The 25257-nt window shown below is 71.5% G+C and carries 20 protein-coding genes; 11 read left to right on the forward strand and 9 right to left on the reverse strand.

Annotated features, from left to right (window positions below; genetic code table 11):
• Positions 1–9 precede the first annotated feature (9 nt).
• The 4 genes from ACWCRJ_RS03835 to ACWCRJ_RS03850 all read right to left on the reverse strand — a co-directional run bounded on the left by ACWCRJ_RS03835 (position 10) and on the right by ACWCRJ_RS03850 (position 5412).
• Positions 10–1236 carry a phosphodiester glycosidase family protein gene (locus ACWCRJ_RS03835; protein ID WP_450937752.1) on the reverse strand — a complete coding sequence of 409 codons (1227 nt, stop codon included), beginning with the start codon at positions 1234–1236 and terminating at the stop codon, positions 10–12.
• 57 nt (positions 1237–1293) lie between these two features.
• Positions 1294–1668, reverse strand: coding sequence for a DUF779 domain-containing protein (locus ACWCRJ_RS03840; protein WP_450937753.1), 375 nt, complete (start codon positions 1666–1668; stop codon positions 1294–1296).
• A gap of 46 nt (positions 1669–1714) precedes the next feature.
• Positions 1715–3151 carry an alginate lyase family protein gene (locus ACWCRJ_RS03845; RefSeq protein WP_450938141.1) on the reverse strand — a complete coding sequence of 479 codons (1437 nt, stop codon included), beginning with the start codon at positions 3149–3151 and terminating at the stop codon, positions 1715–1717.
• Between the two features lie 206 nt (positions 3152–3357).
• Positions 3358–5412: a pectinesterase family protein gene (locus ACWCRJ_RS03850; RefSeq protein ID WP_450937754.1), complete on the reverse strand. Its 2055-nt coding sequence runs from the start codon at positions 5410–5412 to the stop codon at positions 3358–3360.
• A gap of 391 nt (positions 5413–5803) precedes the next feature.
• Between ACWCRJ_RS03850 and ACWCRJ_RS03855 the strand changes: the two genes are divergently transcribed.
• The 5 genes from ACWCRJ_RS03855 (at position 5804) to ACWCRJ_RS03875 (ending at position 10974) form a co-directional block, all read left to right on the forward strand.
• The gene (locus ACWCRJ_RS03855) at positions 5804–6811 is read left to right on the forward strand and encodes a substrate-binding domain-containing protein (protein WP_450937755.1); all 1008 of its coding nucleotides are present in this window, start codon (positions 5804–5806) and stop codon (positions 6809–6811) included.
• A gap of 299 nt (positions 6812–7110) precedes the next feature.
• A complete protein-coding gene (locus tag ACWCRJ_RS03860; protein ID WP_450937756.1) occupies positions 7111–9579 on the forward strand; it encodes a sensor histidine kinase in 2469 nt (822 codons plus the stop codon).
• Positions 9580–9625: 46 nt separating this feature from the next.
• Positions 9626–10054 carry a roadblock/LC7 domain-containing protein gene (locus ACWCRJ_RS03865; protein WP_020114533.1) on the forward strand — a complete coding sequence of 143 codons (429 nt, stop codon included), beginning with the start codon at positions 9626–9628 and terminating at the stop codon, positions 10052–10054.
• Position 10055: 1 nt separating this feature from the next.
• Complete coding sequence (locus tag ACWCRJ_RS03870) at positions 10056–10412, forward strand: DUF742 domain-containing protein (RefSeq protein ID WP_450937757.1); 357 nt, start codon at positions 10056–10058, stop codon at positions 10410–10412.
• Complete coding sequence (locus ACWCRJ_RS03875) at positions 10399–10974, forward strand: GTP-binding protein (RefSeq protein WP_450937758.1); 576 nt, start codon at positions 10399–10401, stop codon at positions 10972–10974. The genes ACWCRJ_RS03870 and ACWCRJ_RS03875 overlap by 14 nt, the downstream gene beginning before the upstream one ends.
• Positions 10975–10977: 3 nt before the next feature.
• Here the strand turns inward: ACWCRJ_RS03875 and ACWCRJ_RS03880 are convergent, their stop codons facing one another.
• From ACWCRJ_RS03880 to ACWCRJ_RS03895, 4 genes are all read right to left on the reverse strand, one after another.
• Complete coding sequence (locus ACWCRJ_RS03880; RefSeq protein WP_046917724.1) at positions 10978–11583, reverse strand: TetR/AcrR family transcriptional regulator; 606 nt, start codon at positions 11581–11583, stop codon at positions 10978–10980.
• A gap of 28 nt (positions 11584–11611) precedes the next feature.
• Positions 11612–13630, reverse strand: a complete 2019-nt coding sequence (locus ACWCRJ_RS03885; protein ID WP_450938142.1) for a galactose-binding domain-containing protein — start codon at positions 13628–13630, stop codon at positions 11612–11614.
• A gap of 425 nt (positions 13631–14055) precedes the next feature.
• Entirely contained in the window at positions 14056–14544 is a 489-nt protein-coding gene (locus ACWCRJ_RS03890) for a substrate-binding domain-containing protein (protein ID WP_450937759.1), read from the reverse strand.
• Positions 14545–14633: 89 nt separating this feature from the next.
• Positions 14634–15026, reverse strand: coding sequence for an HGxxPAAW family protein (locus ACWCRJ_RS03895; protein ID WP_450937760.1), 393 nt, complete (start codon positions 15024–15026; stop codon positions 14634–14636).
• Positions 15027–15143: 117 nt separating this feature from the next.
• Here ACWCRJ_RS03895 and ACWCRJ_RS03900 point away from each other — a divergent pair, with 117 nt between their 5' ends.
• Positions 15144–15605, forward strand: coding sequence for a MarR family transcriptional regulator (locus tag ACWCRJ_RS03900; RefSeq protein ID WP_450937761.1), 462 nt, complete (start codon positions 15144–15146; stop codon positions 15603–15605).
• 755 nt (positions 15606–16360) lie between these two features.
• Here the strand turns inward: ACWCRJ_RS03900 and ACWCRJ_RS03905 are convergent.
• On the reverse strand, positions 16361–17389 hold the full coding sequence (locus ACWCRJ_RS03905; protein ID WP_450937762.1) for a LacI family DNA-binding transcriptional regulator: 1029 nt from the start codon (positions 17387–17389) through the stop codon (positions 16361–16363).
• A gap of 336 nt (positions 17390–17725) precedes the next feature.
• Here ACWCRJ_RS03905 and ACWCRJ_RS03910 point away from each other — a divergent pair, with 336 nt between their 5' ends.
• The 5 genes from ACWCRJ_RS03910 (at position 17726) to ACWCRJ_RS03930 (ending at position 25225) form a co-directional block, all read left to right on the forward strand.
• Positions 17726–19042 carry an ABC transporter substrate-binding protein gene (locus ACWCRJ_RS03910; RefSeq protein ID WP_450937763.1) on the forward strand — a complete coding sequence of 439 codons (1317 nt, stop codon included), beginning with the start codon at positions 17726–17728 and terminating at the stop codon, positions 19040–19042.
• Between the two features lie 211 nt (positions 19043–19253).
• The gene (locus tag ACWCRJ_RS03915; protein WP_450937764.1) at positions 19254–20216 is read left to right on the forward strand and encodes a carbohydrate ABC transporter permease; all 963 of its coding nucleotides are present in this window, start codon (positions 19254–19256) and stop codon (positions 20214–20216) included.
• 14 nt (positions 20217–20230) lie between these two features.
• Entirely contained in the window at positions 20231–21052 is an 822-nt protein-coding gene (locus tag ACWCRJ_RS03920; protein WP_450937765.1) for a carbohydrate ABC transporter permease, read from the forward strand.
• Between the two features lie 176 nt (positions 21053–21228).
• Positions 21229–23235, forward strand: a complete 2007-nt coding sequence (locus tag ACWCRJ_RS03925; protein WP_450937766.1) for a glycoside hydrolase family 127 protein — start codon at positions 21229–21231, stop codon at positions 23233–23235.
• 319 nt (positions 23236–23554) lie between these two features.
• Complete coding sequence (locus ACWCRJ_RS03930; protein WP_450937767.1) at positions 23555–25225, forward strand: cellulase family glycosylhydrolase; 1671 nt, start codon at positions 23555–23557, stop codon at positions 25223–25225.
• The last annotated feature ends 32 nt before the right edge of the window (positions 25226–25257 follow it).

The raw sequence follows: 25257 nt of genomic DNA on the forward strand, positions 1-25257 counted from the left end.
GATGCATGGTCAGGGTTTCGTGAAGACGCCGATTCCGTTCGGGACGGCGCGTTCCGTGCCGTCCGTGGGGTGGTTGCGGACCGTGACGGTGGTCGTGCCGGGTGCGCGGGCGACCAGCGTGGAGGAACCGCCGCCGTCCAGGCTGAACGCGTCGGTGGAGCCCAACCCCCTCATGGTGGAGGCGACTTCGGCGATGGTCAGCCCCGTGCGGTGGGCGGCCGCGCCGTCCAGGGCGAGGAGCAGGAGACGGTGGCCGCCGTCGGCGACTCCCGCGGCGGTGCGTACCGCCGAGGTCGTGTCGTCGAGGCCGGGGAGCGGCCCGCCGTCCCGCAGGACCGGATAGCCGCCGAGCGCGAAGGCGTACGGGGTTCCGGTCGAGGCGACGAGGAGGTGCTGTACCTCCACCGTGTCGCCGGGCGCGAGCTTGCGCAGCCGCTGGGCGCCCGCCTCACGCCCGACCAGGACGGTCGTACCGGCCGCGATGGGGCCGCTGCCGGGCGTGCCGGCCGAGCCGACCACGCGGCCGTCCTCGACCAGCACTTCGTGGGTGTCGGTGCCGCACGGCGCCGCCCGGTCGGTGTCCGTGCCGCAGACGGCCCGCAGCCGGGAGACGCTGCCCCAGTCCGAGGTGAACGCCCCGACGGAACCCACCGGCAGGGCGTACTGGTTGAGGCCCCGGAGCGGAAAGTCACCGTCGGCGGTGGTGACGGTTCCGTCGAGGGTGATGCTGTCGAGCTGGGCCGTGCCGTCGGTCGTGACGCCGAGCACGTCCCTGGTGCTCGTCCCGGGCGGCAGGGACGGACCGAAGCGCTGGCCCGTCGGTACGGCGGCCTTGAGCGCGTGACCGGCGGCGATCGCCGGGCCGACCGGTGCCCCGGTGGCCGCGACACCCGGGTGCTGGGTCTCGGTGATGTTGAAGAAGTCGCCGTTGACCCCGGCCACGGCACCCGCCGAGGTGGCCAGCCGGGACACGGTCGCCCGCGCGGCCACCTTCCCCGGGTACAGCAGTCCGACGCCCACCTGCCGGTTGCGCAGGTCGACACTCAGCACATGGGCGTGCGCCACGCCCGCCGCCCCCCGGATGTCGAAGTGGCTGTACTCGACGCCCGGCGCGACGGCGACGGCCCTGGGCGCGCCGGCGGCCGGTGCCGCGCCCACGAGGACCGCGCCGGCCAGCACACCCCACGCCGAGAGAACCGTCAGTACCCGTCGGAACCGTCCAGCACGACGCGTCACGGCGCCCCCTGATGTCTCGTCAACCGTCCCAGCACTCAGGGGAAGTGCACCAGACGACTACCGGCCGGGCGGCGGCTCGGCTCCGACGACGCGGGAACGGATGAGAAATCGCACCCCTTCGGGTGCCTCCAGGGAGAAACCGCTGCCGCGGCCCGGCACGACGTCGACGATCAGCCGGGTGTGGCGCCACGCCGCGTACTGGCTGCGGGACATCCAGAACCCGACCGTCTCCTCGACCCCCTCGACGGTGAGTTCCGCGAGGAGGACGTCCGAGTTCCCCGTGCGGAACTCGCCGTCCGGGTAGCACATGGGGGCGCTGCCGTCGCAGCAGCCGCCCGACTGGTGGAACATCAACGGGCCGTGGGCCGCCCGCAGCCGCCGTACGAGATCGGCGGCAGCGGGGGTCAGCTCTACGCGCGGGACGACATCCATGGCCGGCAGTGAACGCCCCGGCAGGTTGCGAGGACGTTGCGCGCGGTCAGGATTCCGACCGGCCTCGGGCGCGGTCGCGGCGGCGCAGCAGGAGCAGGCCGCCCGCGAGTGCCGCGAGTCCCCCCGCGGCGGTCCAGGCCGGAACGTCGGAGATGCCGGTCGCGGCCAGATCCTCGCCCCGGCCACCCCGGGCGCCGACCGAGGCGCCGCCGGAGGGGGACGGGGAGGTGGAGGACGAGGCACCGGCGGCGGAGGAGGAGGCGGCGGAGGGGGAGGCCTGTTCCGCGTCCCGGGTGAACGCCAGGGTGCCGAAGCCCAGCTGGTCGTAACCGCCGCTGTCGGGGCCGTAGTCGCCGCCGCCTCCCTCGGGGGCCGCCTTGGCCGCGGCGCGGGTGAGGTAGGACGCGTCGAGGCCCCGGCGCCCGGTGTAGTGGTTGGCGATCATGGCCCAGATGGGGCGCGTCATGTTCGGGTCGACGCCGGCCGCGTCGGACGCGGTCTCCCTGCCGGACCAGCCGTCGACCGCACCTTTCGCGCGGGTGTTCGCCGTGTAGGCGACCTCGCCGCCCAAAGACCACTTGGCCACGTACTGGGCGCCCTTGAGGAAGCGGTTGTCGTCGAAGCCGTACAGGTCGATGCCCTGGTTCCAGGCCATCTCGCAGAGGGTGCCCATCAGGCCGACGCCGAGCAGCGCGTGGCCCTGGTCGCGGCCGGCCTCCAGCCATTCGCCGAGGCCGTCGTCGTGGACGACCGGGATGGCCTTCCCGACGGCGCCGAGGCCGTCGCCGTTCTTGAAGTAGTCGACGGCGCGGGCGACCCGGGCGCGGTCGTCGCAGAAGATGCCGGTGGCGAGGACGCACGCCATGTTGGCGAGGTCCCAGTTGGGCCAGTAGTTGGTGACGACGGCGCCGTTGTGGTGGACCAGGAAGTCGTCGCTGAGCGGGGCGAAGACCTCGGTCAGCATGGCGGTGAAGCGGTCCAGTTCGAGGTCAGGGTGGTCACGGACGAGCTCGGCGGCGTTGGCGAACTGGTAGCCGTACAGGCCGGCCGCCAGGAACCGGTCGGCGCTGCCCCGCACGGCGGTCAGCGTCCCGGACCAGGCGTTGAGGATGCGCACGGCGGTGTCGGCGTGGGCGCTGTCGCCCGTGACGTGCCAGCGCAAAGCGTTCTGATAGGCGGCGTGGACGTCCTTGTAGAGCGCCGCGTAGTTCTGCGGGGTACCGCCGCCCCGGTGGACGATGGCGGCCGGGCGGGCGGTCCAGGAGCTCCGGGCATGGGCGTTGGCGGTCAGCCTGGCGAAGCCCGCGGTGTAGGGCGCGGCGCCCGCCTTCACCTTCGCCGCCATCCGGGCCAGGTCCGCCGCGGTGTGGAGCAGACCGGGGTGCGCGTAGACGCCGCCCGCCGCCGCGGCCGGTGTCGCCACCGCGCCCGTGCCGACGCCGAGCCCGGCCGCGCCCGCGGCGGTTCCGGCGATCTTCAGCATGCTCCGGCGGCTGATCTGTGCTGTCACGGTGGGGGTCCTCGGATCTCGGGTACGGGGTGGCGGCTCGCGCTCGCGCCGGCCCGCGCGGGGAGCCACGCACAGGAGACGCACCGGCCCCGGGGAGATAACAGAAACCCGGAGCGGTGCGTCGCCTGCCGTACCTGCCGTACCTGCCGTACCCGCTGTACCTGCCGTACCCGCCGTCCTCAGGCGCTCGGCGTCCAGCCGGCCAGCCAGTCCGCGACCTCCTGGCCGGCGGCCTGGGCGTCGGTCAGGTGCGGACGGTCGGTGCTCGCGCCGCCCGCTCCCGGACCGGTGTTCTTGTACTCGGCGAAACGGTCGTCCTTCCAGGAGAAGCCGCTCATGTCGGTCCACGGCGCGGTCCTGATCGCGGCGCTGAGGCTGGTGTTGCGGACCGTCGTCTGCGGGTCGAGGGAGGCGTCACCCCCCGCGTGCCAGGGGCGGCCGAGGTGGAAGCTGCGGTCGGACACGTCACCGTTGACAGTGGAGTTGGTGATCAGGAAACCCTTGCGGTTCGCTGCCGTGCTCGGGGCGGTGACGTAGCCGGCGGAGGTGCCGTTCCAGCGCTTCTTCAGGGTGATGACCGACTTGTCGACGACGGCCGTGGCCCGGCCGAAGATGAAGTCGACGTTGCCGATGACGTAGGAGTTCGTCATGTAGACACGGCCCAGCTTGTCCTTCGAGGCCGTGTCCAGCAGCAGGGTGTCCTGGTCCCCGGAGACGATGACGCCGTCGAGGAACACCTTGTCGGCCGCGGTGCGCAGGGCGACCGCCTGGTGGCCGTCGAGGGACTGGTTGGCGGCCTCGTCGAAGTCGTTGGAGATGGTCAGGTTGCGGGCCTGGAAGTCGTCCGCCTCGACGGCGACGGTGGCGCTGCCGCCGGTCCCGTAGGTGCCGCCGCCCGGCTTGGGCGTGCCGGACGCGTTGTTGTAGACGATCGTGGTGTCCTTGCGGCTGCCGCCGGAGCCCTGGATGGTGACGTGCGGCTTGTTGGACGGGACCTTGACGAGTTCCCGGTAGGTGCCCGGCTTGACCGAGATCACCACCCGAGAGGGGTTGTTCGCGGGCACCGCGTCGACGGCCTTCTGCACGCTGGTGAACTGGCCGCTGCCGTCCTTGGCGACGGTGAGCGTGGTGGCGGCGGCTGCCTTGGTGGTCGCCGTCGTACCGATCGAACTCCGCGGACCCGCACCGGACTTGAGCAGCGCCGGTACGTCGGCCGCCTTGTCGAGGGTGTAGCCGTAGTACGTCTTCGGGTCGAAGGCCGTGCCGCCGCTCTCGTTGCGGCCGGAGGTGCCGGAGAAGACGTTGCCCCGCTGGACCAGGGCGGCCGTCGCGTCCTTGGTGACGGGGTTGCGCATGCCCTGGAAGTAGCTGTTCTCCAGGACCATCTTCGTGTTCCCGCGCGCGTAGTTGCCGTACGAGGAGGCGATGTCCGTGCCGGAGACGTCCTCCAGGAAGTTGTTGTAGAGATGCGCGTGGGCCACGTTGTCGGTGGAGGGGTTGCGCTGTTCGGTGTCGCGGAACCAGTTGTGGTGGATCGTCAGGTCGGCGGTGGTGTTGGTGGTCCAGCCGATGCCGAAGGTCTTGTTGTTCTGGCTGAGCTTGTTCCAGGACACCGTGACGTAGGTGGTGTCCTTGCGGCTGTCGATGAGGCCGTCCGCCATGTGCCGCAGGTCGTTGTGGTCGATCCAGACGTGGTGGGCGCCGTCCATCTGGATCGCGTCGAAGTCGTGGTCCTTGTCGTTCCAGGTTCCCTGGTAGGAGTCGCGGATCGTCAGGTTGCGGATGACGACGTTGTGGACGCCCTGGCCGAGGAAGAAGCCGCCGCCCACGATGTGGCCCGAGGTGCCGGAGCCGACGATCGTCTTGTCGGAGGCGACCCTGATCTCCTTGCCGACCGGGTTCATGTCGATGGTCGCCGCCACGACGATGACGTACGGCTCGGCGGCGGTGGCGTACTTCTCCAGGTCGGCCAGGGTCTTCACGGTGACCGTCCGGCCGTCCCGGCCGCCGTAGGTGCCGTTCTGGCCCAGCGCGTTCACCGAGGCGAAACCGTCGGCGCTCGCGGTGGCCCAGGTGGGCGCGGCCGCCGCGGCGCGGGGCTGGGCGTCCGCGCCGAACACACCGAAGACCGTGCCGTAGGCCATGGTCCCGGCGGCGGCCAGGGTCAGGGGGACACCGGCCACGACGGCGGTCTTCCTTCTGCGGTGGCGGGCCTTGCCGTGGTTCTCGCTCACGCGTCGCTTCCGTTCCGTGCGGGGGAGGGTCGTCAGCCGAGCAGTCGCCGCCGGATGTGAAGAGGTTGCCGCCTTTCAGGACGAATTTCGGCCGGGTCACCGGCACTTCGGGAGGAGCCGGGGATGGCCGAGAATCGACTCCGGTGCGCGCAATGGAACGGTCCAGGTCCGCGGGCCCGGACCCGCGGCGGTCGTTGACACGTGCGCGCAGGTCAGGATCGGGTCGTCACAGCAACACATCGATTACGTTGTTCACTTGACTACCGGGCGTCACACGCGATTGGCTCCGCCCAGCGATAGTCAGCCAGTCGCCGCACGTCATCGCGGTGATGGCGGTGATGTCGCTCCCCCCGACCTCCCGTCCGGTCGCACAGCGAGGTGCCGCGCCCCCATGAACCCATCGCCCGCGTCCCACAGGGTCTTCACAGCCTTCCGCGCGACGGCGCTCGCCGCGGCTCTCTGCCTGACCGTCGCCGGCTGCTCGGTGTTCGGTGGCTCGGAGGCCGATTCGGACACGGGCGCGTCGGGTGCCTCGGGCGGGATGAAGGTCGCGCTGATCACGCACAGCGCCGAGGGGGACGCCTTCTGGGACCTGGTCCGCAAGGGAGCGCAGGTCGCGGCGGCGAAGGACGGCATCGACCTGACCTTCGTCAGCGACCCCGACCCCGCCGGACAGGCGAAACTGGTGCGGGACGCGATCGCCGACAAGGTCGACGGCATCGCGGTGACCCTGGCCAAGCCGCAGGCGGTGCGCGGCGCGGTCGCCGAGGCCCGCGCGGCCGGTATACCGGTGGTGGGTCTCAACTCCGGCATCGGCGCCTGGCAGGCGCAGGGTCTGCTGGCCTTCTACGGCCAGGACGAGAGCGTCGCCGGCCGCGCGGTCGGCAACGAACTCGACGCCCGCGCCGCCAAGCGCGCCCTGTGCGTCATCCACGAGCGCGGCAACGTGGCCATGGAGGCCCGCTGCGCCGGCGTACGGAAGACCTTCGGCGGCCAGACCGAGAACCTGTACGTGGACGGCACCGACATGGACGCCGTGACCGACTCGATCGCCGCGAAGCTTCGCCAGGACCCGTCCATCGACGAGGTCGTCACGCTCGGGGCGCAGTTCGCGCTCGCCGCCGTGGACTCGGTTCGCGACGCCGGCAGCAAGGCCGAGGTCGCCACGTTCGACCTCAACAAGGATCTGGTCAAGGCCGTGCGCGACGGGGACGTCCAGTTCGCGGTGGACCAACAGCCCTACCTGCAGGGCTACCTCGCCGTCGACGGGCTGTGGCTGTACCGGACCAACGGCAACGTCAGCGGTGGCGGCGTCGCACCCGTGCTCACCGGTCCCGCGTTCGTGACCAGGAAGAACATCGCGGGAGTCGCCAAGTTCGCGGAGAACGGGACCCGTTGACGTGACCGGTCCGGGCCCCCGCGAGCCCCCGGTCGGCCGCAGCCGCCCGGCCGCCGCGCAAGGACAAACGGAACCTTCCGTTCGGACGTGACCGTGCCACGGAACCCAAGTAACCGGAACGGTCGTGTAACGGCGACGCCAAACTTCCGACCACCCCTGCGCCCTGCGCTCACTTGTACGGATAACATCCTGCGCATCCCCTGTGCGCCCTACTGACAGGTGTCCACCCGCCTTTTCCGGACGTCTGTCGCCCCGTCCCCCGCTTCCTTCCGCTCCCCGCCAACCGCCCAAGGACGACGATGCCCCCACGGACCGGCGCCCGGCGCCGTCTCGGCTCCATACGTCTCTCGCTGATCCTCCTGGCTCTGATCCCCAGCGTCACGCTGGCGGTGAGCTGGGGTGTGACGACGACGCAGATGTTCTCCGAGGGACTGCAGCTGCGGACGCAGACCGGCCTGAGCAAGTCCACCGGCGCCATGGGAACCGAGGCGACCCTCGCCCTGCAGCGCGAGCGAGCCCTGTCCGCCGCCTACATGGCGGCCCCCGGCAGCTCGATGAAGGCCCTGGACGAGCAGCGCCGCCAGACCGACAAGGCGGTCGCCAAGCTGGACCGCCGCGCGAGCGAGATCGAGCGCGCCCCCGACCGCATCGGCGACCAGCTGTACTCGGTCATGGGAGCCTCCAACAGCCTGGAGTACTACCGGGACCAGGTGGACGACCCCACCGACATCACGCCCGAGCAGGTCCTGGAGCACTACAGCTCGATCATCGACGGCCAGATCCACGCCTTCCAGCAGCTGACCCAGGTCGACGACGGCGACCTCACCTCGCAGGCCGGCCCGCTCGTCACCATCGCACAGGCCGCGGAGCTGGTCTCCCAGGAGGACGCGTTCCTCACCCTCAACTGGCCCTCGGGGCGCCTCGACGAGCCCACCCGGAACAACTTCGCCCAGGTGGTCAACGCCCGCCGCTGGCTCGTCGACAACCAGCTCGTCCCCTCGCTGGAGGGCGAGGTGAAGACCGAGGTCGAGCGGATCGTCCAGGGCAGGGACTGGCAGGCGCTGCTGTCCGTGGAGGACGAGGTCCTGTCGGCCCACACCACCGGAGTCGGGGAGTCCCGCCGGACCGAACTGCCGCGGGCGCAGGCGCGCTGGGACGCCGCGATGACGAAGCTCTCCACCCAGTACGAGGCGCTCATCCGCGCGCAGACCCAGGGCCTGCTGGAGCGCAGTGGCCAGGAGGCGCGCGGTCTGCTGATCACGGCCGGCTCGCTGAGCGCCGGCGGTCTCGCCGCGATGCTGGTGTGCATCGTGATGTCCTGGCGCATCACCCGTTCGCTGTCCCGCCGGCTCACGGGGCTGCGCACGGCCACCCTCAGCCTCGCCGAGGAGCGGCTGCCCGACATCGTCGCCCGCCTGGACCGGGGCGAGAAGGTCGACGCGGACGCCGCCTCGGCCCCGCTGGACTACGGCACCGACGAACTCGGCCAGGTCGCCAAGGCGTTCAACGCCGCCCAGCGCACCGCCGTCCACACCGCCGTGGAACTCGCCGACACCCGGCGCGGCTTCCAGCGCGTCATCCTCGGCATCGCCCGGCAGAGCCAGAACCTGGTCAACCTCCAGCTCACCAAGCTGGACAAGCTGGAACGCCAGCACCAGGACCCCGAGATCCTCAAGGGCCTCTACGAACTGGACTCCACGGCCAGCCAGTTGCGCCGCTACGAAGAGAACCTGGTCATCATCAGCGGCGAGCGCCCCGGCCGCAGCTGGACCGAACCGGTCGCGCTGATCGACATCCTGCGCAGCGCCGTCGGCGAGGTCGCCCAGTACCAGCGGGTGGAGGTGCACGCCGACGACGACGTGTGGATCGCCCCGCCCGCAGTGGCCGACGTCATCCACCTCCTCGCCGAGCTGATCGACAACGCGACCTCCTACTCGCCCGCCCCGAGCCCGGTCAGCGTCCGCGCCGCGACCGTCGCCAAGGGGCTCGCCCTGGAAGTCGAGGACCGGGGACTCGGCATGTCCGAGGAGGACTACGCCGCGTTCAACGCCCAACTGGCGGTGCCCCCGCAGTTCGACGTGGTCGCGCTCGCCGACGACCTCCGGCTCGGCATGTTCGTCATCGCCCGGCTGGCCACCCGGCACGGCATCACCGTCACCCTGCGGGCCTCGCCGTACGGCGGCACCACCGCGATCGTGCTGATCCCGGACGAGACCGTGGTCCGCGAGGCCCCCGCCCCCGAGGAGGACGGCCCCGGGGCCGCCGAACCGCCCGCCCGCACCTCGCTGGTGGCCGCCCGGGTCGCCGCGACCTCGTCGGGCGCCCGCCCCGAGTCCGGACCCGGAGGACAGGAGGCGGACGGCGCGCCGCGGGAGCGGACCGCCGACGCCCCCGAGAACGCCGATGCTCCTGACAGCGCCGACACCGTCAAGAGCGCCGACGGCCGGATCGCCGACGCCGTCAGGGACGCGAACGGGACACGGCCGGCCGCCGGGAGCAAGTCCCCGGCCGGGAAGAGGGGCGGCCCGATGCCGCTGCCCCGCAGGATCCCGCAGACCAGCCTGGCCGCCGAGCTGAAGGAGGAGGCCGAACCCTGCCCCGAGGGCGACGCCGACGACTTCACGGCCGAGCGCGCGGCCTCCTCGCTCGCCGGTTTCCAGCGCGGCACCCTCCAGGCACGTGACGACGACGCGGAATCCGAGTACGCCCCGGGGGAGGGATCCGCATCCGAAGAACCGGGGGACCGCGTCCCCGCCTCCGGCACCTGACGGCCCATCGACTCCCCACGCAGACCGCTCTTTGAAGGACACACAGATGACACGCCCCATCCCCGCCACGCACAGCCAGCTCGACCAGCTGCTCACCGGACTGGTGGACCGGGTCGCCGAGGTCGACCACGCCGTCGTGCTCTCCGAGGACGGACTGGTCGTCAGCAAGTCCACCGCGTTCCTGCGCGACGACGCCGAGCGCCTGGCGGCGACCGCGTCCGGCCTGATGAGCCTCAGCAAGGGCGTCAGCATGGACTTCCGCGGCGGTCCCGTGCGCCAGTTGCTCATCGAGATGGGCAACGCCTTCCTCATCCTCACCAACGCCGGACCCGGCGCCAACCTCGCCGTGCTGACCCGGCAGGGCGCCGACGTCGGCGTGGTGGCGTACCAGATGAACATGCTGGTGAAGAAGATCGGCGAGCACCTCAGCGCGGCCCCACGCGCGGGTGTCGTCGCGGCCGACAGCGGCGAGTGAGGTGAACGGAGGCGATGCGGCGGGCCGGCTGGTTCGCCCGTTCACCCTGACGGGCGGCCGGACCCGGCCCGCCCGTGGCGACTTCACCCTCATCACCACGGTCACGGCCGTGGACCCGCAGCCGGCCGGCGGCACCCGGCCCCAGCCGGAACACGCCCGCATCCTCAGACTGTGCGCGAAGCCGATGGTGGTGGCGGAGCTGGCCAGCAAGCTCGACCTCCCGGTGAGCGTGGTCGCCATCATGCTCTGCGATCTGCTGGAGGCGGGCCGGATCAACGTCCGCCAGCCACGGCTGATCTCCCGCGCCCCCGACCTGGACCTGCTGAAGAAAGTGAGGGACGGTCTTGGCCGGCTCTGACCCCCAGGTGATCGCGGCTCCCGACACGGTGAAGATCCTCATCGCCGGCGGGTTCGGCGTCGGAAAGACGACCATGGTCGGGTCGGTCAGCGAGATCGTCCCGCTGCGCACGGAGGAACCCCTCACCACGGCCGGTCTCGGCGTCGACGACCTCGACGGCATCCCCGAGAAGAACGCCACCACGGTGGCCCTCGACTTCGGCCGGATCAGCATCGGCCAGGACCTCGTGCTCTATCTGTTCGGCACGCCCGGACAGCAGCGGTTCTGGTTCATGTGGAACGACCTGTCCATCGGAGCCCTCGGTGCCGTCGTCCTCGTCGACGTGCGCCGGCCCGAGTCCAGCTTCGGCGCCATCGACTTCTTCGAACGCCGCAAGATCCCGTTCGTCATCGGCGTCAACGGGTTCCACGGCGAGCACCCCTACGAACCCGAGGTGATCCGCGAGTCCCTGGCGCTGCCGGAGAACACCCCCGTCCTGCTCTTCGACGCCCGCGAGCGCACCTCCTGCCGGGACGTCCTGATCGCCCTCCTGGACCGGCTGATCGCCGCGTCGGCCCGCTGAGGACTACGGGCGGACCTCCTCGCGGACCAGGCCGGCCACATGGTCGGTGATGGTGTCGAGGATGTCCGCCCAGGCGGCGTCGTCGCCGAGGACGAGGAAGTTGAGGGTGAGGCCGTCCGTCATGGCGGCCAGGTAGCGCGCCAGGACCGGGACGGGCACCGTCAGTTCGAACCCCATCGTCCCGCGCAGCTGCTCGATCAGATCGGCGTAGGTGACGCGGTACATCTCGTACTGCCGCCGCGCCAGATGCTCGAATCCGGGCTCCCGCAGGGCGTACTGGGTCAGCTCGTAGGTGAGCATGTGCTCGCCCGGGTGGGCGGACACGTGGTCCCAGTACGCCTGGAAACCGGCCCGGACGGTCTCCCTGAGCGTCTCCCTCGGCCGGATCGCCTCCCGCACCAGGGCCACGTAGTGCCCGGTGATGGTGGTGATGACGGACTCCAGCAGTTCCTGCTTCGACTCGAAGCAGTAGTGGAAGACGCTCAGCGACACGCCCGCCTCGGCCGCGATGGACCGGGTCGTCGTCCTGGGGACGCCGTCCCGGGTCATCGCGCGGATCGCGGCCTCGGTGAGCTGTCTGCGTCGCTCGGCCGACGGCAGGCGTGCCATGTGGTTCCCTTTCCCCCGTCGGATGCGGTCAGCTGCTGTAGACGCCGACCTCGTAGAGGGAGTAACCCCAGTCCGTACCGCGGTCGGTCCCCTGCATCCGAACATATCTGGCCGTCACCGCGGAGAACTTGGCCGTGTCGAGGCCGCCGTCACCCGAAGTGGTGGACCAGACCGTCTTCCAGGTCGAGCCGTCGGTGGAGACGTCGATCTGGTACGCCTTGCCGTAGGCACGCTCCCAGTCCAGGGTGACCTTGCGGATCGTGTGCGAGGCGCCGAGGTCCACCTTCCACCACTGGGAGTCGCTCCAGTCGCTCGCCCAGCGGGTGCCGCCGTCACCGTCCACGGCCCGGCCGGGCTGGTAGCTGGTGACGGGGTTGGACTCGGACGCGCTGGCTGTCGCCGTCTTCCCCTTGGCCAGGTCGACGCCCGCCTGGTGACCCTCGGAGGAGCCCCAGGTGCCGAGGTAGGACTCGGCGCCCTTGAAGAGGTCGTCCACGGCGCCCTGGCCGCCGACCTGCCGGATGTCCTCGATCCAGTCCGGGATCATGCCGACATGGGCGGCGCCGTCGGTGTTGTAGTCGAAGGTGCGCTGTCCGGTGGTCTGCCTGTCGATCGTCGAGCCGCCGTCGACGCTCTTGAAGGGGTACTTCACCGGGTTGGAGGTGTTCGCGCCGCGCGGGGCGGGGTGGTCGCCGATGCCGTTGAAGTCGGTGCCGTAGCCGTAGCCCACGTCGTACTTGGTCCGCAGCGCGTCGGTGCGCGCGGCCTCCTTGGCGAACTCCTCGGAGCCGTGCATGTACTGGGCGACGAAACCGCCGAGGGAGTAGACCCGCTCGGTCCAGTTCAGGTCCATCCAGCTGTGCGAGGACAGCACGCCCGGGTAGGACGCGGCCTCGAACATGTCCAGGACCTGGCCGGTGGCCTTGACGCTCATGTGGTCGATCTCGAGCATCATCTTGCGCTGCATCATGCCCTGCACGGCGTACTCGCCGAGATCGGTCAGCCCGCGCACGTTGCACTGCGCGGTGTCGTCGTACTCGGGCACCTCGGTGCCCTCCGGCAGGTCCTCCTCGGCCTTCGTCGCCGCGTCACCGATCGGGTTGTCCTTCTGGGGGCCCTTGCACTTCTCCGTCTGCCAGAAGGTGCCGGTCGACAGGAACTGGCCGACGTTGATCGCCGTACCGAGACCGTGCTCGTCGAAGCGGACACCGCACAGGGCGTTGTCGAACTTGTGGCACAGGAACATGCTGCGCACACCGAGGTCGTACAACTCGTCGAGGCCCTTGTCGATGTCCGCCTTGCTGCACTGGGCGATGTCGAGGATCTGCTTGCAGCCGAACGGCTCGGAGGTCTCCACACCGAGGACGACGGCGAGCTTGCCCTGCTTGATGACCTCTCGGGCCTGCGCGCTGTCGGTGACGATCCGGAACCAGCCCTTGCCGGCGCCGCCGTACTGCGCGTCGATGTAGTCCTGGAGGTCGTACGTCAGCTTCGCCTGCAGTCGGATCGAGGTCATCTCGTCGCAACCGCGGTCCTTGAACGGGTAGATCGAGCAGATCATCCCGTTGGTGACCAGGTCGTTGACCAGCACCCGCTGGCCGCCGCGCCAGGCGCGCTCGATCCAGGCGTAGTAGTTGGCCTGGTGCGTCATCGAGTCGTACGCCGGCCAGTCCTTGAACGTCGGGTAGCCGACCGGGTCGTGCTTGCCGTCGCCGCCGTGGGTGATGTAGTCGAACAGCGCGAGGCTGCCGTCCGGGTAGTGCTCCGGACAGTCCTTCAGCGCGTCGGCGATGCCGGACTTCGAGAACACCTTGCCGCAGATGAGACGGCCGCCGAACGCCTCGTTGGAGAACAGGTGGTTGTGGGCGTCGACGAAGCCGCGCACGTCGCCCGCCGCGTCGGTCCCCTTGAACGGCTCACCCGTCACGTTGATCTGGGAGTCGGGCGACGGCCGTGAGGTGGGCAGCCACCATTCGCCGGTGGCGGCCGAACTCGGCGACGGGCTGAGCAGCATGCCCATCGCGGTGAGGAACAGCGCCAGCACCATGAGGGGTCTGCGTCGGCTATGGGCGCGTGGAGTCCTGGTCATCACTCACGTCCTCGGTCAGGGGGGATGCACGGTCGATCGGCCAGACCGTTCCGGGACGCGGTGAACAACCACGACGCCATAGTCCGATTGTCATGGCTGGCACAAGCGATGTGACGAGAATCGCCACTGAGGTGATCCGAGTCAATAGTCCGGGACGCTTGACCTGATGCCACTCGTTGCCGTAGAGCGGGAGAACACTTCGTCAAGTTCCGGTGAAGGCGAGGAGGTTGCTCGCAGGCCTCGGGAAAGCGTGCGGACCGACTGCCGGATCAGCAACCGCGTGCCCAGGACCACGTGGTCGTCGCCTCCGAGGCGTTCCTCGCACTCCAGCGCCAACCGGACCGCCGTGCGCCCCAGATCCTCGTACGGCACCGGCACCGTGGTCAACGCGGCGGAGAGGTCGCGGCGAACGGGGCGTCGGCGAAGCCGATCAGGGAGATGTCGCCCGGGACATCGAGACCGGCCTCGCGCAGCGCGGCCGTCGCCCCCCGTCGCCACCATGCCGGTGCCCGCGAGGACCGCGGTGAGATCGAGGCCGGCCGCCAGTGCCTCCCGGGTGCGCTGAAAGCCCGAGGCGCGGGTGTACGGGCCCGGCGGCTCCAGCTCCTCGGCGTGCGCCACCCGCCGTGCGCGCGCAGAGCGTGCAGGAAGCCGTCACGGCGCTGGTCGGCCGTGCTGAGTCCGGGGGCCCCGCCCAGGAAGAGGACGGGCCGGTGTCCGGCGGTCAGCAGATGGTCGGCGGCCTGGAAGGCGCCGCCCCCCTGTTGTCGTAACTGCACCACCGTCACCGGCAGATCGCCGGGCAGCGGCGGGCGGCCCACCAGGACCAGCCGGGAGCCCACCGCCTCCAGGGCCGTCGCGTAGCCGGCCATCCCGCGCCGGTACGCCTCGTCCTGCTGGGCACCGCCGACGAGGAGGACCGCCGCCGCGTGCCTTCACTGCAATGGGCCCGGCGGTCGGGTCAGGCGGGGGAGTCGGCGGCCGCTGCCGTGGCGGTCGTGGTGACACCGGCGCCTTCCGGGCCGGTGTCGGGTCCGGGCACGGCCGGGAGCGGGGCCGGGGTGCGGCGGCGTCCGGCCAGGCGGCAGCCGAGGCAGTCCCCGTGGCCGCCGCGCGCGGAGCTGTCGCGGACCCCGAGGCCCCACTGGTCGCGGGGGCGGGGGCCGGGCGGCTTGCCCCAGCCGGCGAGGTGCAGGCCCCAGGTGACCAGGAGGGCCAGGACCGAGACGGTGGCGCCCAGGGCGAACCCCGGGGTCCAGCCGCAGACCCCCAGGCCGAGAAGCGCCGACCCGGTGGTGCCGATGGCGGTGCCGGTCCAGCCGGCGACGGTGTGGCCCTCGTCGTGAAGACTCACGTGACTGCTCCCCTCGCACGCGCCGTCCCGTGTCACGGCATGCCGCGGCCACGCCCACGGCGCCGACTATGATGTCTTAGTAAGTAAGGAATATAGCTTGCCTCGGAGGCAACTTCAATGGAGTCCGAACGCCGCCCCACCGTCCCGGAAGCGATCAGCGCCATGGACGGCCTGATCGCGACGATGATCGTCGGCCAGCAGGAGTTCGCGCGGAACCTCGGGCTGAGCGTCACCGACCTCGTCTGTTTCGCGTACGTCATGGAGGCCGGGGACGCGCCGGTCACCGCCGGTGATCTGGCCGCTCGCGCACACGTCACCACGGGCGCGGTGACCGGCATCCTCAACCGCCTGGAACGCGGCGGCTTCGTGACCCGCCGGCCGGACCCGGCCGACCGCCGCCGGGTCCGCGTGGTCGCGGTCCCGGACGCCGCCGAGCGGGTGGTGGCCGTCTACGGCCCGTTCTACGCCCGCCTCGCCGAGTTGTTCGCGCGGTACTCGGCCGACGAACTGGCCCTGCTCACGGACTGGTTCGGACGGGCGGGGGAGTTGGCGCGGGGGTATCTGGAGGAGGCGCGTTAGGGGGTGGTGATGGTGCGGCCGGCCGGCCGGATGGGTGGCTGGGCGGGGGCGGGGGCGGTGGCTTTTGTGGGCGGCGGGTCCGGGAGCTGTCAGGGGTGCGGGCAGCCGCTGCGGTTGCCGATATCCGCAGCGAGGGCGGGACCTACGGCCGTTGTGCGGGGGTGGGCGACGTACGGCATGCGTGTGGGGGGATGTTCTGGCGGGCTTGGCATCGGGGGCCGGTGTCGTGTGCCCGGGGGTATCCGTTGTCCCGCTGCCGGGGTGAATCTGCGTCGCAGTGAGGGGATGTGCCGGCTGTCGGGCCGCCGGGAGCAGTCCGGCGGTTGTTCCACCGGGGGCGTTACCGCCGCCGTGCCGCCGGGGAGGTGTCGGTGGTCGTTCCGGGGGCGGCCCAGCTGTGCGGCACGCCGTCGCGCTCGGCCGCGCCGCGCGGGCCCCGCTGCCGGGGTGCGACCGCCGTTGTGGCGCCGGGGGGCGTACCTGCCTGGCGCCGTGCCGGCGGGAGGGGGCAGTGGTCGTTCCGCGGGATGGCTTACCGGCTCGCTGTCGGGGATGTGGCTGCTTCGTGCCGCCGGCGAGGTGCCTCCCGCCCTGTCGCCGGGGCCGAACAACCGCCGTAGCGCCCCCTGTCCGCATCGGCGCGGCGGCGAGGACTCGATGTCGGCGAGACCGGCACATCGGGGCTACGGCGAGCGGCCACGCCGCCGCGCGGGTGGGCGTGCTCTCGGGTGAGCCGCGCGTACCGGGGGCGCCCCTCAGGACAGCGGTGCTGTCGAGCCCCTGATCACCACCTTGCAGGGGAGGGTGTCGATGCCGGTGCTCGGGGTGCCGGCGATCGCGGCGAACAGGGCGTGGGCGGCTACTCGGCCGACCTGTTTCAGGTTCATGTCGACGCTGGTCAGTGGGGGTCGTGAACCGGCGGTCATGATCTGCCAGTTGTCGAAGCCCATGACGGCGATGTCGTCGGGCACGCGGTGGCCGCGCTCGCGCAGGACCTCCATGACGCCACGGGCGATCTGGTCGCTGCCGCACAGGATGGCGTCGAGGTCGGGGTGGCCGTCGAGCAGCATGGCGGTGGCGGCCCGTCCCCACCCCTCCGACCAGGCGCCGAACCGCGGTTCCCCGACCAGGCCGAGCCCGGCGTCGGCGAGCGCGGCCCGCGCTCCGGCGGCCCGGTCCTGAGCGGCGAGGTAGCCGGGGTCGCCGGTGATGTGGGCGATCCGGCTGCGGCCGCAGGCGAGGAGGTGCTCCACGGCGATCCGGCCGGCGCCGACGCTGTCCGGGACGACGGAGAAGTCCGCCGGGTCGTCGGAGGGAGCGTAGGCGTAGACGACCGGGACGGGCAGCTCGCGGCCCAGGGAGGGACGTGGGTCGGTACGGCTGCCGACCACGATGAGGCCGTCGACGCGACGGCCCAACAGGGCGCGCAGATGGTGCTGTTCGCGGATCGCGTCCCCGCGTGCGTCGCACAGGAAGACCGCGACCTCGCCCGCGCCGAACGCGTCCTCGGCACCCATCAGGATCGGTATGCCGAATCTGCCCTCCAGGTCGCTGGTGAGCAGACCCACGGTGCCGGTGCGCCCGGCGAGCAGGCCGCGTGCGACCTGGTTGGGGCGGAACGACAGGCGCTCGGCGGCCTCGACCACCCGCTGTCTGGTCTCCGCCCGGACCTGGCTGCGGCCGTTGAGCGCCTTGGACGCCGTGGCGATCGAGACGCCCGCCAGCCGGGCGACGTCGCCGAGGGTGGCGGGCTGCGAACGAGAGGGGCCGGTGGCCTGTGCCATGAGTGATCTCCTGTCTCGCCACGCGTGCCGACCTCGCCGAGGATGACACGCGCCACCCGGAAGCGTACGGGAAATGTTTCGGTCGGAATGCTTCCACGGGTTTCCGTGAGCCATCGACAACCGCTCGCTGCAAGGGGATTGACGAGTATTCAGGCGCGGCCTAGCGTCTCAGAAAGCCTTTTCGGTTCTTTTCGTTTCCGCTGTGGTCCACTGTGCGTCCGCTGCTCGGCGACTGCCTGTCCGCCGACCGGTCCGTCACTCGGTTCAGCGCCACCGCATCCATCGTCCCGACCGGCGCGCCCCGCACGGCCCGCCGTGAGACAAGGGGGATCGACCATGGGGAACACGGTCGGGCCGCGTGGCCGCACGAGCCGTTTCGTCACCAGCACCGTCGCCCTGCTCACCGCCGCGACCCTGGTCACGGCCTGCGGGTCGGGGAACGGAGACGGTGACGGCGGCGGAGGCGGCGGGGCGGCGAACGCCACCGGCGTGGACGACGGCGCCACGCTGACCATGTGGACGCGCGCGGCGACCAGGCCGCAGAGCGAGGCCCTGGTCAAGGCGTACAACGCGAGCCACAAGAACAAGGTCGAACTGACCGTCGTCCCCACCGACGACTACCAGGCCAAGGTCGGTGCCGCCGCCGGTTCCCGGGACCTGCCCGACCTGTTCGCCTCCGACGTGGTCTTCGTCCCGAACTACACCTCCAGCGGCCTCTTCGCCGACCTCACCGAGCGCGTCGACGCCCTGCCCTTCGCCGAGAACCTGGCCCGGTCGCACATCAAGGCCGGCACGTTCGAGGACAAGAAGTACGTGGTGCCGCACACCCTCGACCTCTCGGTCCTCTTCTACAACAAGGATCTCTACCGGAAGGCGAAGCTCGACCCGGAGAAGCCGCCCACGACCCTGGGCGAGTGGGACGAGCAGGCGCGTGCGGTGGACGCGCTCGGCGGAGACGTCGACGGGACCTTCTTCGGCGGCAACTGCGGTGGCTGCGGCGTCTTCACCTGGTGGCCGTCCATCTGGGCCGGAGGCGAGGAGGTGCTGAACGAGGACGGCACGGAGGCGCGCCTCGCCTCCGCCACCGCCAAGAAGGTCTACGACACCTACCGGGGCTGGGTGGACGACGACATCGTGGCGCCCGGGGCGAAGGACGAGACGGGCACGACGTGGACCGGCATCTTCCCGAAGGGCAAGGTCGGGGTCATGCCCATGCCCTCGACCACGCTCGGGCTGATGCCGAAGGATCTGGACCTCGGGGTCGCCCCCATCCCCGGCCCCGACGGCGGCAGGTCCACGTTCGTCGGCGGTGACGCCATCGGCATCGCCGCGACCAGCGAGAAGACAGACCAGGCCTGGAACTTCCTCGCCTGGACCCTCGGCGACAAGGCACAGGTCGACGTCGTCGCCGCCCACAAGGACGTCGTGGCCCGCACCGATCTGGCCTCCAACAAGTACTCCGACGCCGATCCCCGGCTCGTCGCCGTCAACGAACTCGTCGCCGACGGGCGGACCCCGTACGCCCTGAAGTTCGGCCAGACCTTCAACGACCCCAACGGGCCCTGGCTGACGCTGATGCGCGACGCCGTCTTCGGCGACGGGACGTCGGTGGACCAGGACAACGAGGCGGTCAGCAAGTCGCTCGCCGACTGAGACCGAGCGGATCGGAACCCGGGCGGGACACCTGAGCCCGGGATCCGGGCAAGGCGCCTGAGTCCGGCATCCGGGAGAGGCGCCTGAGCCCGGTGGCCGCGCCAGGCGACCGAGCACTTCCCCCGGCCTCGCGCGACAAGCGGGGTGAGAAACCAGGCACCCCCTTCCCACTTCCCACCACGTCCACGGCGACCGTCGACAGAGGAGAGGCATGCAGGTGAAGGTGGCCGAGCCCGCGCGGACCGCGCACCCGCCCCGGCCGGCACACCGAGGCCGTCCGCCACGCGCGACCGCGCCCCGGTGGCGGTCCCGCAAGGTCCAGGGTCTCGCCTACGCGGCCCCCACCGCCGTGTTCGTCACGGTGTTCTTCGTGCTGCCCCTCCTGCTCGTCGGGCAGATGTCGCTCAGCGACTGGCCGCTCCTCGCCGGGGACCAAGGTCTCAACGCCCCCGACAACTACACGGACATCACCGACGCGCCGCTGTTCTGGCCGGCCGTGCGCTTCACCCTCCTCTACACCGGCGTCGTCACCGTCGCCCTGCTCGGCCTGGCGCTCCTGCTCGCCCTGCTCGTCCAGGAGTCCCGCCCGGGCGCCGGCTTCTTCCGTACCGTCTACTTCCTGCCCAGTGCCCTCGGCCTGGCCTCCGCGTCCCTGCTCTTCTGGGGGCTGTACAGCCCGACCACCGGCCCGCTCGGCGACATCCTCCGACGACTCGGCCTCGCCGACGACGAGGTGTCCTTCCTCGGCACCCCGACCGCCGCCCTGCTGTCGACGGTGTTCCTCATCGTCTGGAAGTTCGCCGGCTTCTACATGCTGATCCTGCTGGTGGGCCTGCAGCGCATCCCGCACGAGGTGTACGAGGCGGCGCGCGTGGACGGCGCGAGCCGCGCCCAGATCTTCCGCTCGATCACCCTGCCCCTGCTGCGCCCGTCCCTCGCCCTCACCCTGCTGCTGTGCGTGACCGGATCGCTGCTCGCCTTCGACCAGTTCTTCGTCCTCACCAAGGGCGGCCCCGACAACAGCACCGTCACCGTGGTGCAGTTGATCTACCGCGAGGCCTTCCAACGGCTGGACCTCGGCACCGCGGCCGCCCTGTCGGTCATCGTGCTGGCCGTACTGCTCCTGCTCAACGCCCTCCAGTTCCGCGGTCTGCGCCGCGCCGACGCGTCATGAGAGGGGAGCCGACCTTGCCCGCCCGCACCCTCGGCCGTACGCCCTACCACGTCCTCGCCGGCGGTCTGGCCGTCATCTTCCTCTTCCCGCTGCTGTGGAACACCTGGGCGTCGGTCAGCCCCCAGCCCGGCACCGCGCAGGACTCGGGATACGGCCTCGGCAACTACCGGACGCTGTTGCGGTACGACGCCGGTCTGTGGCAGTACCTGTGGAACAGCACGGTCGTCTCGGTGTCGACCGTGGTGCTGACCCTCGGCGTCTCCCTGCTCGGCGGCTACGCCTTCGCCCGCTTCGACTTTCCCGGCAAGAACCTGCTGTTCCTGCTGACCCTGGCCATCCTCATGGTCCCGTACGCCACCCTCCTCATCCCGCTCTACGTGCTGCTCGGCAGGCTGCACCTGCAGAACTCGCTGATCGGGCTGAGCATGGTGCTGGCGATGTTCCAACTGCCGTTCGCCACGTTCATGATGCGGATCTCCTTCGAGGCGGTGCCGCGCGAACTGGAGGAGTCGGCGCTGGTCGACGGCTGCGGCACCGCGGGCGCGCTGCGCCGGGTGCTGCTTCCGGCGGTCCGGCCGGGGCTGATCACCGTGGGGCTGTTCGCGTTCCTCGCGGCCTGGAACGACTTCATCGCACCCCTGATCCTCGTCTCCGACAGCGCGAAGGCACCCCTGCCGCTGGCCGTCGCCAACTTGCGGCAGCAGAGCATGGGTGCCGTCGACTACGGCGCGACCGAGGCGGGCGTGGTGGTCCTCGCCGTGCCCTGCCTGCTGCTGTTCCTGCTCCTGCAACGGCACTACATCCGGGGCTTCATGTCCGGCGCGCTCAAGGGCTGACGTGTCCGCGCGACCAGCGGCCGCCTCCGCCCGAGCCCGCCGCCGCACCCACACATCCGACCGAGGTGTCCCCGCGTCCCGCCGGGTCGTCCACGCGTCCCGCCGCGTGGACGAGCCGGCCGACGACCGTGACCGAAAGGACGATCCGAAGGCATGAACAGGTGAGGGAGAACGTGGTGACGTCGACCGTCCTGCCCGTGGCGCCGACCCGTGGCCGGCTGCGGCCGCTCGGCCTCGACGAGGTCAGGATCACCGGGGGTTTCTGGGCCCGGCGACGGCACACCAACACCACCGTCACACTCGACCACTGCCGCGACCGGATGGACCGCGTCGGCTGGACCGGCAACTTCCGGGCCGCCGTCGAGGGCCGGATCGACCGGGACCGGCGCGGCCGGGAGTTCGCCGACTCCGAGGTCTACAAGCTGCTCGAAGCCATGGCCTGGGAGGCCGCGAACGGCGACCCCGTCCTCCGGGGCACGGGGGCGGTGCCCGGGTCGGCCCCGCTGGACGCCGGAATCTCCGCCCTCACCGACCTCGTGGCCCCCGCCCAGGACCCGGACGGCTATCTGAGCACCGCCTTCGGCCGCCCGGGACAGCCCGCCCGCTACAGCGACCTCGCGGAGGGCCACGAACTGTACTGCCAGGGGCACCTGGTCCAGGCCGGTGTGGCCCAGGCCCGCGCCCGGGGCGAGGGCGAACTCGCGAAGATCGCCCAGCGGGCCGCCGACCACGTCTGCGCCACGTTCGGGCCGGGCGGCGTCGAGGCCGTCTGCGGCCATCCGCAGATCGAGTCGGCCCTCGTCGAGCTGGCCCGGCTCACCGGCCGGCAGCGCTACCTCGACCAGGCCGCCCTGTTCGTCGACCGACGCGGCCACGGCACCCTCGCCGAAGGTGAGTTCGGCCGCGCCTACTTCCAGGACGACGTCCCCGTCCGGCGGGCCACGGTGCTGCGCGGCCACGCCGTCCGCGCCCTCTACCTCGCCGCCGGAGCCGTCGACGTGGCCGTGGAGACCGGTGACGCCGAACTGCTCGCCGCCGTCGTACGCCAGTGGGAGGCCGCGGTCGCGCGCCGCACCTACCTCACCGGCGGCATGGGCTCCCACCACCGCGACGAGTCCTTCGGCGCCGACTTCGTGCTACCCCCGGACCGCGCCTACTCGGAGACCTGCGCGGGCGTCGCCTCGGTGATGCTCGGCTGGCGGCTGCTGCTCGCCACCGGCGAACCCCGCTTCGCCGACCTCGTGGAACGGACCCTGTTCAACGTGGTCGCCACCTCTCCCTCCGAGGACGGCCGCTCGTTCTTCTACGCCAACACCCTGCACCGGCGGCACCGGGGCATCGCCCCGCGCGCGGACGCCGACAGCCCCCGCGCCGACTCGGGGCTGCGCGCCCCCTGGTTCGCGGTGTCGTGCTGCCCCACCAACGTGGCGCGGACGCTGGCCCAGCTGCCGGCCTACCTGGCGACGGCGGACGACGAGGGCGTGCAGCTGCACCAGTACGCCGACGCCGACATCGCCACCTCCCTCCCCGGCGGCCGGGCCGTCGCCCTGGGGGTCCGCACCGACTACCCGTCCGGTGGCACCGTGACCGTCCGGATCGTCCGCTCCCCGGCCGGCCCCTGGACCCTGTCGCTGCGCGTGCCCGCCTGGGCGGCGGGTGCCCCGGCATGGCTGGTCGACCCCGACGGCGTACGCCGCCCGGTGGCCCCCGGCACGGCGACCGTCACCCGGGCCTTCCGGCCCGGCGAGGAGGTACGGCTCGACCTGCCCGTCGCCCCGCGCTGGATCCACGCGGACCCCCGCGTCGACGCCGTACGCGGCACGGTGGCCGTCCAGCGCGGCCCACTGGTGTACTGCGCCGAGTCCGTGGACCTCCCGGACGGCCACGAGGTCGACGCGATCCGGGTGGACCCGTCCAGCACCCCCGAGGACGGGCCGGCCGGTGACGGCACGGTCGTGGTGGCCGGGGAGGTCGCTGCCGACGTGGGCCGGCGCGAGGCGCCGTGGCCGTACGAGCCGCTGGGGCGGCCCACCGCGCCCCAGCCCGCCGACCCCGCCGGAATCGTCCTCGTGCCCTACCACTCCTGGGCCGGCAGGGGCCCCTCGACGATGCGCGTCTGGCTGCCGACGACGGACGAGAGCCGCCCCGAAGCCCCGGACGGCGTCAGCGGCACAGGGAGGTAGTCGTGCGCGGACCACGAAGACGCCGGCACCGCGGAACCCTGGCCGGAGCACCGGCCGTCGGGCTGCTCGCCCCCTTCGCTCCGGCCCAGGCGGACGACTCCGCGATGGGGTATCCCGTCTACTCCGGATCGGCCGACGGGCCGAACGAGCCGAACGAGCCGAGCGGCCCGAAAGAGCCGAGCGGCCCGAACGTGCGCGCAGGGTTGACGTGTACGCGGCTTGATGGGTTCATGGGAGCGCTCCCACATGCCCACACCCACCCCCCCACACCTCGTCTGATGCCTGAACTTCTCGGCGCCCACCCCCACTTGGAGTCGCAATGAGAACAGGACCAAGCACGCAGCGAAGAAACCCCCTCACCACCCTGCTGGCAGGACTCGCCGGCCTGATCGGGCTCGCGCTCCTCGGCGTCCTCACCCCGGCCGTCGCCCTGGCCCAGTCGGCGTCCGGCGTCCGGGCCACCGGCCTGCACATCAGTGACGGCCGTCTCGTGGAGGGCAACGGCAACGACTTCGTGATGCGCGGCGTCAACCACGCCCACACCTGGTACCCGGGCGAGACACGGTCGCTGGCCGACATCAAGGCGCTCGGCGCCAACACCGTCCGGGTCGTGCTCTCCGACGGGCACCGGTGGACGAAGAACAGCCCCGCCGACGTGGCGAACGTCGTCGCCCAGTGCAAGGCCAACCGGCTCATCTGCGTCCTGGAGGTGCACGACACCACCGGGTACGGCGAGGAGGCCGCGGCCGGGACGCTCGACCACGCGGCCGACTACTGGATCAGCCTCAAGGACGTCCTCGTCGGCGAGGAGAACTACGTCATCGTCAACATCGGCAACGAGCCCTGGGGCAACACCGACCCCGCGGGCTGGACCGCTCCCACCAAGGCCGCCGTGCAGAAGCTGCGGGCCGCGGGCTTCGAGCACACGATCATGGTGGACGCGCCCAACTGGGGCCAGGACTGGCAGGGCGTCATGCGTGCCAACGCCCGGTCCGTGTACGAGGCCGACACCACCGGCAATCTCATCTTCTCGATCCACATGTACAGCGTCTTCGACACCGCCGCCGAGATCACGGACTACCTGAACGCCTTCGTGGACGCCGGACTGCCCCTGCTCATCGGCGAGTTCGGCGGGCCCGCCGACCAGTGGGGCGATCCGGACGAGGACACCATGATGGCCGCCGCCGAGCAGCTGGACCTCGGCTACCTGGCCTGGTCCTGGAGCGGCAACACCGACCCGGTCCTCGACCTGTCGATCGGCTTCGACCCCACCCGGCTCAGCGCCTGGGGCGAGCGCGTCTTCAACGGCGCCAACGGCATCGCGCGGACGGCGAAGGAGGCCACGGTCTTCGGCGGCACCCCGGGCGACACCCAGGCGCCGACCACCCCCGGCACCCCGACCGCCTCCGCGGTGACGGCGACCTCCGTCACCCTGTCCTGGACCGCCGCCACGGACAACGTCGGCGTCACCGGCTACGACGTCGTCAGGGTGAGCGGCTCCACCGAGAACAAGCTGGCGGCCTCCACCACCCACTCGGCGACCCTGACCGGTCTCACGGCCGGCACGGCGTACACCTTCGCCGTCTACGCCCGTGACGCCGCCGGGAACCGGTCGAACCGTTCCGCCACGGTGAACGTCACGACGGACGAGGGCGGCGGCACCCCCGCCGGGAACTGCGCGGTGACGTACCGGGCCACCAACGAGTGGCCCGGTGGTTTCCAGGGCGAGATCGTCATCCGCAACACCGGCACCACCGCAGTCAGCGGCTGGACCCTGGCCTTCGCCTTCGCCGACGGCCAGACGATCGGCAACATGTGGGGCGGGACTCCCACGCAGAGCGGTGGATCGGTGAGCGTGAAGCCCGCTTCCTACACCGCCACCATCCCGGCCGCGGGCTCGGTGACGCTCGGGTTCATCGGCGGCAAGGGCGCCACGAACACCGCGCCGACGGCCTTCACACTCAACGGGGCATCCTGCGCGAAGAGTTGACCGGAGCTGACGCAGTGAACCGGCGGGGGCCC

The organism is Streptomyces sp. NPDC002324, from assembly GCF_053593335.1.